Origin of the sequence: Kitasatospora sp. NPDC089797 (assembly GCF_040684795.1) — a bacterium.
Taxonomy (GTDB): Bacteria; Actinomycetota; Actinomycetes; order Streptomycetales; family Streptomycetaceae; genus Kitasatospora.
The window spans coordinates 63,723-75,811 of record NZ_JBFBGS010000012.1; the positions used below are offsets into that span (position 1 = coordinate 63,723).

Below are 12,089 nucleotides of genomic sequence, written 5' to 3' on the forward strand. Positions count from 1 at the left end.
GGTCTCACCGCCGCAGCGGCCGGGCGGTCTCCGCGATGGCGAGGCGGTAGTGCCCGATCAGCCGGTCGCCGACCGCGTCCCAGCCTCGCTCGGACACGGCGGCCCGGCCGGCCCGGCCGAGTTCCGCCCGCAGCCCGGCGTCCCGGGCGAGCCGTTCGACGGCCGTCCGGAACTCCTCGCCCGCTCCGGGCGGCACCAGGAAGCCGGTGCGCCCCGGGCGGACCAGGTCCAGCGGCCCGCCGGCCGCCGGGGCGACCACCGGCAGGCCGCTGGCCATCGCCTCCTGGACGGTCTGGCCGAAGGTCTCGTACGGCCCGGTGTGCGCGAACACGTCGAACGAGGCGTACAGCCGGCCCAGTTCGTGCCCGGTGCGGCGGCCCAGGAACACCGCGTCCGGCAGTGCGGCCTCCAGCGGGGCGCGGCACGGGCCGTCGCCGACCACCACCAGCCGCACGCCGGGCAGCCGGGAGGCCGGCGCCAGCAGGTCGACCTGTTTCTCCGCCGCCAGCCGTCCGACGTAGCCGACCAGGACCTCCCCGCGCGGGGCGAGCCGGCGGCGCAGCGCCTCGTCGCGGTGGCGCGGGTGGAACCGTTCCCGGTCGACCCCGCGCGGCCACAGGTGGAGCCGGGGGACGCCGTGGGCGGCCAGCGCGCCCAGCGAGGCCTGGGAGGGTGCCAGGGTCCGGGCGGCGGAGGTGTGGACCCGCCGCAGGATCCGCCAGGCCGCCCGGGAGCCGGCCTCGCCGAGGAAGGGGAGGTAGGTCCGGGCGTAGGCGGCCATGTCGGTCTGGAACACCGCCACGGCCGGGAGCCCGGCCCGCCGGGCCGCCGCCGCCCCGGCCGCGCCGAGCGCGAACGGCCCGGCCAGGTGGACGACCTGGGGGCGGTGCCGGTCGATCGCGGCGGCCAACTGCCCGCCGGGGAGGGCGATCCGCACCTCCGGGTAGCCGGGCAGCGGGACGGAGCGGACCCGGAACACCTGGTAGCCGTCCACCCGTTCGGGGCCGCGCCGGGTGCGGGTCGCCGGGGCGACCACCAGGACGGCGTGGCCGCGGGCGGTCAGGTGCTCGGCGGTGCGCAGCACGCTGTGGGCGACGCCGTTGAGCTGCGGGGGGAAGGACTCGGTGACGATCAGGACGCGCAGGGGGCCGCCGTGCGCGGCCGCGGTCGCGACCGTGTCCTGGGCCTGGTCCTGCTCCTGGGCCTGCTCCTGCGCCGCCGTGCCCGACAGCAGCCGGCTCACCGGGCCGTCCCGTCCTCGGTCCGCGCTGCGCTCCCGGCCCGCGCCCCGCCCCCGGCCCGGGCCACCGGCAGGGCCGCCGACGGGGCGTCGACGGAGCGGCCGACCGCCCGCAGGTCCCGCAGGATCTCCCGGAACGAGTCCACCAGCCCGGCCTCGGTGTAGGCGAGGCCGAGTTCCGCGCAGTAGCCGCGCACGATCCGCGAGGCCGGGCGCAGGGCCACGACCGGCATGGCCGGGAAGAGGTGGTGCTCGATCTGGTAGCCGAGGCCGCCGAAGACGGCGTGGGTGAACCGCCCGGCGCGCAGGTTGCGGGAGGGCAGCACCTGGCGTCGGAGGTAGTCCGCGGTCTCCTCGTCCGGTCCGGTCAGCGGCATGCCCTTGTGGTTGGGCGCGAAGATGCAGCCCAGGTAGACGCCGAGCACGGCGCCGCACACCAGGGCGAAGGCGAGCGCCTGGAGCGGGGTGAGGACGGCCAGCAGCAGGCCGGCGGCGAGGAGGTAGTGCAGCGCGGCGAGGGTCCGTTCCAGCACCGGGTGGCGGAGCCTGCCGCGGACGAGCGTGACGGTCGTCGCGGCGACCAGGCCGAGCGCCTGGAGGGAGAGCAGCGGGAAGAACAGTTCCGCCTGGTACCTGGCGATGGTCCTCCTCAACCCCCTTGTGCGGCGGGCCTGTTCGGCGGTGCGGACGAAGAGGATGGCGTCCGCGGCCGGGTCGCGTCCCTCGCGGTTGGGGTGGGCGTGGTGGCGGTTGTGGTCGCTGACCCACCAGCCGTAGCTCATCCCGACCACGAGGTTGCCGAGCAGGATGCCCGCGAGGTCGGTGGCCCGGCGTCCGGAGAACACCGCGTGGTGCGCGACGTCGTGGCCGAGCAGCGCCAACTGGCCGAGGACGAGGGCGAGTACGGGCGCCAGGCCGAGCTGCCACCAGCTCGCGCCGAGTGCGGTGAACCAGGCCAGCACCAGCGCGAGGGCGGCCAGCAGGGCGCCGGCCCGGCAGGTGTAGTAGAGCGGGCGCCTGCGGAGCAGGCCGGCCTCGGTGACGCGTCGGCGCAGCTCGGCGAAGTCGCCGTGCCGGGTGGTTCCGGCGCTCGGGGTGTGCTGAAGGGTCATGCCACCATCCCGGTCTCGGGTCGCTCCGGCCGGTCGTGGCCGCAAAGTCACCCGTCCCGGGGCCACGCGTGGTGGCCCCGGGACGGGTGGCCTCACCCTTCCGCACCCGACCGGCCGAAGTCCCGGCCGGATCCGTGTCGCGGTCGGAATGGGCTCGATCGGGCGGGTGGCGGCCCGGGATGGTCCGGCAGGAGTCCGAGCTTCGAGCGTGCATGCGACCGCCCGCCGGACCGTGGGGGGAGCCCGGCGGACGGCCGGGTCAGTGGATCAGGTGGACGGTGAAGGCGCGGTCGGTGGCGAGGGGCGGGGTCTTGACCTGGGTCACGCCGGTCGCCTCGTCGTGGTACCAGCCGGAGTCGGCGGAGTCCAGGGCGGCGGCCGAGTCCAGCTCGGGCAGCGGGCCGCCCCGGGTGACCACCAGCTGCGGGGCGTCCTGGCCGTGGACGCTGAAGCGGTAGCGTCGGGCGTCCGGCTTCCCGGTGTAACTCCCCTTGCTGGCACCGACCTTGACGATGGTGACCGGTCCGTCGGCGTGGACGTCCACCTGCTGGGTGGCGGAGGAGCCCGCCGCGTACTGGCGGGTGGTGCCGTCGTCCTCGTAGAGGGTGTAGGAGGAGTCGCCCTGCGGGTAGAGGTCGTAGTCGAGTTCGCCGCGGTCGCGGTTCTGCCAGGACAGAGTGCCCTGCGGCCACATCGGGACGATGGCGCCGCCCTTGACGAACACCGGCAGGGTGTCCAGCGGGGCGGAGTAGTCGTTGATCGTGGTGGGGCCCTGGTAGGTGCGTCCGGTCCAGTAGTCGGTCCAGGTGCCCTCGGGCAGGTGGATGCCGTTGCGCACGGAGGTGTCGGAGTAGACCGGCGCGACCAGGAAGTCCGGTCCGGCCAGGAACTCGTACTTCGCGTCCGGGCCGAGGGCGTCCGGGTCGTCCGGGTACTCCAGGGCGAGCGGACGGACCGCGCCGATGCCGGTGCGGGTGGCCTCGGCGGACAGGGTGTACATGTACGGCAGCAGCCGTTCCTTCAGCTGGAGGTACTTGCGGTTGATCGAGGTGTACGGCTCGCCGTCCAACCAGGGCTGCTGGTCGCGCTGCTGCTTGCCGGCCAGGTCCTTGGCCCAGCCGTCCATGGTCATGATGGTCGGCAGGAAGGCCTTCCACTGGAGGTCGCGGGTGTACATCTTCGGGTCGCGGCGGAAGATCGAGCCGACGTCGCCGGTGTCGTAGGCGATGCCGGACATGGTGGCGCCGGCGTAGGTGGGGATCTGCCAGCGGATGTAGTCCCAGGACAGGCTCTGGTCACCGCTCCAGAGCACGCCGCAGCGCTGGGCGCCGGCCCAGGAGACCGGCAGCCAGACGAAGCCGCGGGCGTCGCTGTTGTCCTCGATGCCGGCCTTGGCCTGGTCGCAGGCGTTGAGGGCGAAGTCGTAGCCGTTGCCGACCCAGGCGACGTCCAGCTTGCGCACCCGGACCCCGGCCTTGACCTCCTCGGCCTGGTTGGGCAGGCCGTTCTGGGTCCACAGGCCGAGCTGGGCGTGGTCCTTGCGCAGGCCCTCGCCGGTCTGCGGGAGGTTCTCGTAGCCGCAGCCGTAGCCGTCGTTGACCAGCATCCAGCCGAGCGGCATCTGTTGGCGGACGTACTCGTCGGCGACCTTGAGGGCGTCGGTGGTGTGGCGTTCGCCGCGGTTGGCGTTGTGCAGGTAGCAGTCGGAGTCGCCGGGTTCGAGGCCGTAGACCGGCGGCATGAAGGGCTTGCCGACCAGGGCGGTGTACTGGCCGATCACCGACTTGACGTCGCCGGTGAAGTAGTAGGCGTCCAGGCGCCGTTCCTGCTGCCCGGTGCGCACCGGCGCGCCGAAGTCGTAGATCCCCGGGGCGAAGGTGTTGCGGAAGACGCCGTACCCGGCGGTGGAGACGTAGAACGGCTGGGAGTTGTTGTAGCCGCCCTCGTTCCAGTTGGTGCTGTTGGCGACGTGGATCGTCCGGTCGCGGTGCGAGAAGCTGCCGTTCTGCTCGCCGCCGCCGAAGAACTGCTCGTCGGCGCCGCGGACCAGGCTCTGCCGCAGGCCGTCGGTGGACCAGCGCAGCGGGGCGTCCTCCTGCCAGATCGCGGTGCGGTTGTCGGCCTGGTAGAGGCCGAACCGCAGGGGGTGCTTGTAGACCCGCAGCACGACGTGGCCGGAGCGGATGCCGTAGTAGTCGCCGGCGTCGAACGAGCTGGTCCGGGGCTGGAGTTCGGGCTGCTTGCGGACGATGGTACGGCCCGCGGGGTCGGTCAGGACGCCGTCCGGGGCGGCGCGCAGGCGCAGTTGGTCGTCGGCCAGGAAGTCGACCTTGGCCTTGAGGGTGCCGGCGGCGATGTCGTAGCTGCCGCGGCCGCCGGAGAAGGAGGTGAGGTCGCCCGCGTCGGCGGTCTGCGGCAGGTAGGCGCGGGCGGTGAAGGAGGCGCCGTGCACGTCGTACGGGACGACCAGGACGTGGTACGTGCCGGAGGCCTTGGGGATCACCGTGGCCTCGGGGTCGGCGGTGGTCGCGCTCTCGGCGACCTCCTTGCCGTTCGCGTCGTAGACGTAGAGGTCGAAGTCGTCGGTCTGGTGGGCCCATTGGATCGAGACCGGGACGCCGCCCTCGGGGTTGTCGTCCCAGTAGCCGGCCGGCACGTTCACCGTCAGGTCGAAGCGGGCGCAGACGGCGTTGTCCGGGTCCTGGGCGGCGGCCGGGCAGGAGGTGGCGCCGCCCATGGTGCCCTTGGCGTAGTCGGGGCTCTGCCAGCTGACGTTCTGGTGGTCGCCGTCCAGGACGGCCGTGACGGGGGCGGCGGCCCGGGCCGGCAGGGCGGGGCCGGCCACGGCGGCGATGCTGGTGAGGGCCGCCGCCAGGGCGGCCCTGCGGAGGTGGGGTCGGAGCAGGCGCACGGGGGTTCTCCTGTCGACTCGAAGGCTCGAAGGCTCGATGACTCGAAGACTCGGTGGCACGGAGCCCGAAGGCTCGATGGCGCGGTCTGCCGGTGCGGCGGGCTACTTGACGGATCCGGCGGTCAGGCCGGAGACGACGTGCCGTTCGATCAGGGCGAACAGCACCACGACCGGCACGATCGCGACGACCGAGCCGGCGAACAGGTAGTTCCACTGGACGGTGTAGTTGCCGATGAAGCTGTTGATGCCGACGGTGAGCGGCTGGCTGCCCGGGTCGGTGGACAGCGTCAGGCCCATCACGAACTCGTTCCAGGCCGAGATGAAGGTGAAGATCACCGCGGTGACCACGCCCGGCAGGGCCAGCGGCAGGACGACCCGCCGCAGCGCCCCGAGCCGGCCGAGTCCGTCGAGTTGGGCGGCCTCCTCCAGCTCCACCGGGATCGAGGAGATGTACGCGGTGAGGATCCAGACCGCGAAGGCCAGGTTGAAGGCGGCGTTGCAGAGGATCAGCGTCCAGACCGAGTTGAGCATGTCCAGCTGGTAGAACTCGCGGTACAGCCCCACCAGCAGGGAGGTCGGCTGGAACATCTGGGTGACCAGGACCAGCAGCAGGAACAGCCGGCGGCCCCGGTAGCGGACCCGGGCGGTGTAGTAGGCGGCGGGCAGCGCGACCAGCAGCGCCAGCACGGTGGCGCCGCCGGCCACCAGCAGGGTGACCCGCAGGTTGGCGCCGAGGGTCGAGTCCTGCCAGACGCCGGTGAGGTTGGACCAGGCGAAGTGCCGGGGCAGGTAGCTCGCGTCGCGCAGTTCGTCGGCCGGGCGCAGTGCGGTGACGACCATCTCCAGGTACGGGAACAGGAAGACCGCCGCCAGCAGCCAGGCCGCCCCCGCGAGGGCCAGGGTGCGCGGGCCGATCCGCCGCCTCTGACGTATCGTCAACTCTCCTCCCGGTTCCAGCGGCTGACCTTCAGGAAGACCAGCACCAGCAGCACCACGAGGGCGAAGTTGACCACCGACATGGCCGCGGACTCCCCGATGTCGGTGTCCTTCAGCTGGTACATGAACACCGTGCTGGTGGCCGTGGAGCTGCCCGGGCCGCCCCGGGTCATGCCCCAGATCACCGGGAAGGAGTTGAAGACGTTGATCAGGTTGATGACCAGGCCGACCAGGAAGGCCGGCCGCAGCAGCGGCAGGGTGATCCGCCGGTAGGCCTGCCAGGCCGAGGCGCCGTCCACCCGGGCCGCCTCGTACACCTCGGCGGGGACGGTCTGCAGGCCGGCCAGCAGGGTGTAGGTGGTGAACGGGAGCGAGACGAACACCGCGACGAACACCATCCACGGCCAGGCCGTCGACGGGTCGCCGAGCCAGTCCCGGGGGCCGTCGACCAGCCCGAGGTCGGTCAGTACGGTGTTGAGCACGCCGGCCGTCCGGTCGAGCATCCAGCGGAAGCCGATGGCGGTCATCAGGACCGACGCCGCCCAGGGCGCGATCAGGGCCCAGCGGGTGTAGCGGCGGCCCGGGAAGCGCTGGTCGAACAGCTGGGCCAGGGCGAGCGAGAGCAGCATGGTCAGGCCGACCACGGCGAGCGTCCAGGCCACCGTGGCGAGCAGCACGTGCCCGAGGTCGGCCTCGCCGAACAGCTTGCGGTACTTGTCGAGCCCGGCCGAACCGCGGACGAAGCCGCTGGTGCTGACCCGCAGGAAGGAGGTGCGCACCATCTCGTAGACCGGCCACAGCACCACGGCCAGGATCAGCAGGACGGCCGGGCCGATCCAGGGCAGCGGCCCCAGCCGGCCGCCCGGTCGACGGCCCCTGCGCACGGGGGAGTTGAGGGTCACGGCATCGCCTTCCGCGGTCCGGTCCGGCCCGGCCCGGTCCGTCGCCTGGCCGGTCCGTCGTCTGTCGGGTCCGTCGTCTGTCGGGTCCGTCACCTGTTCGCGACGGCGTCCTGGGCCTTCTTCTGCAGGTCGCCGAGCACCTTGGCCGGGTCGCCCGACACGGCGCCGCCGACCGACTTCTTGAGCTCGGCCGAGACCGCGTCCCAGGTGGTGTCGCCGAGCGGGTAGAACACGGCGTGCGGCAGCAGGGCGAAGAACGGTTCGAGGTCCTTGTGCTTGCCGCCGGTGGTGAGGTCGGCCAGCGCGCCCTTGGTGACCGGCATCAGGTTGTAGGTCTCGTCGAAGGCCAGCTGGTTGTCGGTGGCGTACGCGAAGTCGAGGAACTTCCTGATCTGGTCGCGGTGTCCGTTCTTCTTGAACGCCATCATCCAGTCCGCGACCCCGAGGGTGGAGGAGAGCGGGCCGTCCTTGCCGGGGATCGGCGCGACCCCGTAGTCGACCTTGCCGTCCTGGGCCATCTGGATCAGCGACGGGTGGCCGTTGAGCATGGCCGCCTTGCCGGCCGCGAAGTCGGCGAACGCGGTCTTGCGGTCGGTGCTGGCCGGGTTGGGGTAGGTCAGCCCGGGGTCGACCAGGTTGCTCCTGAGCCAGCGGAAGGTGTCGATGTTCGCCTGGCTGTTCAGCGTGTAGGCGCCGTCCGGGCCGGTCGGCCCGCCGCCGTCGCCGAGCTCCCAGATCATGCTCTCGCCCTGGGCCTCCTCCGGCCCGAGCGGCAGCGCGTAGGGGGTGACCCCCGGCGCCTTGGCCTTGACCAGTTCGGCGTCCTGGCGCAACTCCGCCCAGTTGGACGGCGGTCGGGTGATCCCGGCCTGCTGGAACACCGTCTTGTTGTAGAACAGCGCGCGGGCCGAGGAGACGAACGGGATGCCGTACTGCACGCCCTTGACCTGCCCGGCCGCGGCGAAGCTGTCGATCAGGTCGGAGCGGGTGGCGGGCGACAGCACGTCCTCCGCCTTGTACAGCAGGTCGTCGGCGACCTTGTCGGCGTAGCCCCCGGTCTGCAGCACGTCCGGCACGTTGCCGCTCTGGATCATCGTCTTGACCTGCTTGTCGATGTCGTTCCAGTTCATCACCTGGACGTCCACCCGGATCCCCGGGTTGGCCGCGGTGAACGCGGTGGCGACCTTGTTCCAGTAGTTCTTGGAGCTGTTGGACTCCTTGTCGCCGTAGTCGGCGGCCACCAGCTTGAGCGTCACCTTGCCGTCGGCGTCCGCCCCGCCGCCGCTGCCACCGCTGCCGCAGGAGGTGAGCGCGAGCGCTCCGAGCGCACACGCCGAGACGAGGGCCAGTACACGTTTGTCCACTGCAGTTACCGCCTTCGTGCGTGCTTGATCGGTGATCCAAGATGCTTGAAGAACACTGGTTTTGAGCAGTTTCGAAAGAGCAGCTTGCTGCTTCGGGCGGTTCATGTCAATCGCGCCTGCAGGAGTGAGCACCCCGGGCGCTCCGACCCGGCCCGGCGGGAGGCCCTCTGCGCAGAAACGCTCAAGCAGGACGGTCCGCTCCGCGCCGCCGCGCCGGCCCCGGTCGGTGCGGCGCGGGCGGGGCCCGGCCGGTGGACCGGATCACCGCGGCTGGGATCATGGGCCCGGCGCGGACGGGTACGCGGTGGGTCGAGGCAGGACGGGGCGTAGGTGGGGGAGAGACGGCGGGGCGGGCGGGCGGTCCGGGAACTGCTGGCCGGGGCCGGGCGGCTGGCCGCGGCCGGGCGGGCGGCGGCCGGTGACCACCGGGCCGCCGTCGAGGAGGCGCGGCTGGCCGCGGTCGCGCTGCGGGACCGGCTGGTGCGGGCGGAGTTGGGCGCCATCGCGGTGGGCCGGTTGCGGGACGTGACCGAGGGCCGGCTGCGGGTCGGCGCGCTGGAGGCCGCCGGGTACACGACCGTGCGGCAGGTCGCGGAGGCGACGGCGTACCAGTTGCAGCTGGTCCCGGGCGTCGGGGCGCAGACCGCCGCGCAGGCGGTGGCCGCGGCCGGGCAGATCGCCCGGGCGGCCGAGCGGACGGTGGCCGTGCGGCTGGACGTGGAGCGGCAGGACGAGCCGGGCACCGCGCTGGTGGTCGCGCTGCACCGGCTGGTGGTCGCCGGGCCGGACGCGCCCCGGGCGGCCGAACTGGGGGAGCGGGTCGACGGTGAACTCGGCGCCCTGGCCGAGGCGGCCCGGCCGGTCGGCCGGCCGCTGCGCGGGCTGCTCGCCGGACGGGACCGCCGGCGGGAGGCGCACGCCGCGGTCGGGCGGCTGGCGGCGCGGCTCGCCGAACTCGACGGGCAGGCGGTGCCGGTGCTGTTCGCCCAGGCCTCCGCGGACCTGCTGCGCCCACCCGCCCCGGCGGTCGAGGCCTGGACGGACTTCGAGCACCGCTCGGCCGACTACTACGGCGTCCTGGCGGAGGTCACCGCCCTCGGCGACACCGCCGACCCGACCGCCGCCGAGGGCCACCTGCCCGGGGAACTGGCCGACCTCGTCCGGGCCGAGCCGCTGGACGACACCCGGTGCAGGGTCTCGCTGCGCGGCTACCAGGCGTTCGGGGCCCGCTTCGCGCTCCGGCAGGGACGGGTGATCCTGGGCGACGAGATGGGGCTCGGGAAGACCGTCCAGGCGATCGCCGTCATGGCGCACCTGGCCTCGCGGGCGAACACCCACTTCCTGGTGGTCTGCCCGGCGAGCGTCCTGATCAACTGGGGCCGGGAGGTCGAGGCCCGCAGCACCCTGCGGGCGTACCGCTGCCACGGCCCGGACCGGGAGGCGGCCCGCGCCGAGTGGCTGCGGACGGGCGGTGTCGCCGTGGTGACCTTCGAGGGCCTGCGGCGGCTGGACGTCCCGCCCGAGCAGCCGGTCGGCCTGCTGGTGGTCGACGAGGCCCACTACGTCAAGAACCACCGGGCGCAGCGCTCCCTGGCGGTCGGCGCCTGGACCGACCGGGTCGACCGGGTGCTGTTCCTCACCGGCACGCCGATGGAGAACCGGGTGGAGGAGTTCCGCAACCTGGTGCACTACCTGCAGCCGGGCCTGCTGCCGCAGATCGACACCGGGTCGACCGCCGCCGGTTCCACGTCCTTCCGCCGGGCGGTCGCCCCGGCCTACCTGCGGCGCAACCAGCAGGACGTGCTCACCGAACTGCCCGAGGTCGTCCACGTCGACGAGTGGGAGGAGTTCACCCCCACCGACCTCGCCGCCTACCGCGCCGCCGTCACCGAGGGGAGCTTCCCGGCGATGCGACGGGCGGCCTACGCCGACCCGGAGCACTCCGCGAAACTCCAGCGGTTGCGGGAGATCGTCGCGGAAGCGGCCGGGAACGGGCGCAAGGTGGTGGTGTTCTCCTTCTTCCGGGACGTCCTGGCGGTCGTGCGGGAGGCGCTGGGGAGCGGGGTGTTCGGGCCGGTCGACGGGGGAAAGGCGGCGGAGCGGCGCCAGGAGGTGGTGGACGGCTTCGCCGCCGCGCCCGGGCACGCCGTGCTGCTGGCCCAGATCCAGGCCGGCGGGCTGGGCCTGAACATCCAGGCCGCCTCGGTGGTCATCCTCTGCGAGCCCCAGGTGAAGCCGACCATGGAGGCCCAGGCCGTCGGCCGGGTGCACCGGATGGGGCAGGTCCGACGGGTGCAGGTGCACCGGCTGCTGGTGGCGGACAGCGTCGACCAGCGGATGCTGGAGATCCTGCGGACGAAGCAGCGGCTGTTCGACGCCTACGCCCGGCGGAGCGAGCTGGCGGAGTCCGTACCGGAGGCGGTGGACGTCTCGGAACCGTCGCTGGCGGTACGGATCGTGGAGGAGGAGCAGCAGCGGCTCGCCGCGGAACGGGGCGCCTGAGAACGGCCCCGAGGTGTCCGACCCCGTGACGCCGGGTGGCGCGGCGGCCGCTCCGCCACGGGGTGGCCGGGCGGCGGTGTTCGACGGGACGGTGCGGTTCGGGCACGACGGCTGTGAGCGGTTCGCGTGCCCGGGCCGCTGGTCCGTCCCGTCGGACTTCTGACGGTCACCGGGGCTCAGAGCGCCGGGACCTGGGGGAGGCCGAACATGCCGGGGTTGTTGCGGATCCGCTCCCGCAGGTCGACGCGGTCCGCCCCCGGCTCGTCGGTCCAGGCGTGGACCGGCTCGGTGAGTTCGGGGTTGACGAAGTACATCAGTGCGGTGCGCTCCGGCAGGCGCAGGTTGCGGACCTGGTGGTAGAGGGCGGGGATGCGGCCGCCGGTGAGGTCGGTGAGGACCGAGCCGGGCATCAGGATGACCTCGTCCGGGGCGGTGACCACCGGCTGGGGGTCGCCGTCGAGGAAGAGCTCGAGGCCGGGGCCGGTGCTGTGGATGACCGTCACCATGTGGCCGTCCTCGTGCCGGTCCTGGAGCAGGTCGCGGTCGGAGCCGGTGGCCGCGTAGTTGTTCAGCTGGAGGTAGGAGGCGGTCTCGAAGGCGGGGGCCCGGTGCTCGCCGAGCCGGGCCGCGATCTCGCCGACGGTGTCGGCGACGAGCCCGGCCAGGTGGCGGCGCCAGGCGAGCAGGGCGTCGGTGAGGCCCGGGAGTTCGGCCGCGTGGGGGATCAGGTCGAGGCGGTCGTGCCAGAGGGTGAAGCAGTCGTTGAGGTCGGGGCGGTCGGCGCTGACCGAGAACTCCCGGCCGAGCGGGCGGTAGCCGAAGTTGAAGTCCCCGGTCGAGTAGCGGAACTTGTGCTCGGTCGGGTGGGCGAAGAACACCCGGCTCTCGGCGAGCGCCCGGTGCAGGAGCTGGTCCGCGCCGTCGCGGAGCGTGATCCGGGCGTAGCCGTCACGCAGCAGGTCGCCGGCGGCCTGGACGGCAGCGGTGTGGATGGCAGCGGTGTGCATGATGCGTCTCTCCTCCGTACCTGGGGCCCCTGGTCGGGTGCCGGGACGACGGTACGTGGAGAAGATGCCGGGATTTTGAACTGTTGGCGCAACGCATATACCGGGATTGCGGCGC

Annotated in this window: 8 protein-coding genes; 1 reads left to right on the forward strand and 7 read right to left on the reverse strand. The window is 73.0% G+C overall.

Going from position 1 to position 12,089, the window contains the following annotated elements:
• Positions 1-4: 4 nt before the first annotated feature.
• The 6 genes from AB0O91_RS11815 to AB0O91_RS11840 form a co-directional block, all read right to left on the reverse strand.
• Positions 5-1,144, reverse strand: coding sequence for a glycosyltransferase family 1 protein (locus AB0O91_RS11815; protein WP_363430804.1), 1,140 nt, complete (start codon positions 1,142-1,144; stop codon positions 5-7).
• A 95-nt stretch (positions 1,145-1,239) separates the two neighbouring features.
• Entirely contained in the window at positions 1,240-2,352 is a 1,113-nt protein-coding gene (locus tag AB0O91_RS11820) for an acyl-CoA desaturase (protein WP_363430547.1), read from the reverse strand.
• A 259-nt stretch (positions 2,353-2,611) separates the two neighbouring features.
• Positions 2,612-5,263 carry a TIM-barrel domain-containing protein gene (locus AB0O91_RS11825; protein WP_363430550.1) on the reverse strand — a complete coding sequence of 884 codons (2,652 nt, stop codon included), beginning with the start codon at positions 5,261-5,263 and terminating at the stop codon, positions 2,612-2,614.
• 102 nt (positions 5,264-5,365) lie between these two features.
• Positions 5,366-6,202: a carbohydrate ABC transporter permease gene (locus AB0O91_RS11830; protein WP_363430553.1), complete on the reverse strand. Its 837-nt coding sequence runs from the start codon at positions 6,200-6,202 to the stop codon at positions 5,366-5,368.
• Entirely contained in the window at positions 6,199-7,101 is a 903-nt protein-coding gene (locus AB0O91_RS11835; protein WP_363430556.1) for a sugar ABC transporter permease, read from the reverse strand. The genes AB0O91_RS11830 and AB0O91_RS11835 overlap by 4 nt, the downstream gene beginning before the upstream one ends.
• 89 nt (positions 7,102-7,190) lie before the next feature.
• The gene (locus AB0O91_RS11840; RefSeq protein ID WP_363430558.1) at positions 7,191-8,465 is read right to left on the reverse strand and encodes an extracellular solute-binding protein; all 1,275 of its coding nucleotides are present in this window, start codon (positions 8,463-8,465) and stop codon (positions 7,191-7,193) included.
• 330 nt (positions 8,466-8,795) lie between these two features.
• On the opposite strand from AB0O91_RS11840, the gene AB0O91_RS11845 reads away from it, so the two are divergent.
• Positions 8,796-10,967: a DEAD/DEAH box helicase gene (locus tag AB0O91_RS11845; protein ID WP_363430561.1), complete on the forward strand. Its 2,172-nt coding sequence runs from the start codon at positions 8,796-8,798 to the stop codon at positions 10,965-10,967.
• A gap of 176 nt (positions 10,968-11,143) precedes the next feature.
• Here the strand turns inward: AB0O91_RS11845 and AB0O91_RS11850 are convergent, their stop codons facing one another.
• Entirely contained in the window at positions 11,144-11,974 is an 831-nt protein-coding gene (locus tag AB0O91_RS11850; protein WP_363430569.1) for a 2OG-Fe(II) oxygenase family protein, read from the reverse strand.
• Positions 11,975-12,089 lie beyond the last annotated feature (115 nt).

Bases quoted from the DNA above. Each gene is read 5' to 3' on its own strand.
- AB0O91_RS11850 (WP_363430569.1), bottom strand. From the start codon at position 11,974: ATGCACACCGCTGCCATCCACACCGCTGCCGTCCAGGCCGCCGGCGAC.
- AB0O91_RS11820 (WP_363430547.1), bottom strand. From the start codon at position 2,352: ATGACCCTTCAGCACACCCCGAGCGCCGGAACCACCCGGCACGGCGAC.